We start from the raw sequence: 248 nt of genomic DNA, 5'->3' as shown, positions 1-248 counted from the left end.
AGAATATATTAGTGATAACCTATATCATATTGATGTTTTGGTAGAAAACACTAAGTGCATTTTCTATTCTGTAGGATGTTACCAAGAAAATGCTGGTTATGGAGCTATTAATGGTGCTCCTCTGGTTTCTATAATTGAAACAGACAGACAAAAGCTGCTTCGGTGGAACAAGTTTATTACAGAAGCCATCGAAACTTTTAATCCTCCAAATGGCGCGCTTCATATTGAAGCGTTTTATCGTGATGCAA

1 protein-coding gene is annotated in these 248 nt (G+C 35.9%); it reads left to right on the top strand.

Annotated elements, in window-relative coordinates; all coding sequences use genetic code 11:
- The coding region (locus tag ACFINC_RS11445) for a hypothetical protein (RefSeq protein WP_375617277.1) at nucleotides 1-248 on the top strand (248 nt) is incomplete at both ends.

The organism is Bartonella sp. AP58NXGY, assembly GCF_042195785.1.
GTDB lineage: Bacteria > Pseudomonadota > Alphaproteobacteria > Rhizobiales > Rhizobiaceae > Bartonella.
Note: the sequence above shows the minus strand (reverse complement) of the source record. Positions and strands in the feature narration are given on the sequence as shown.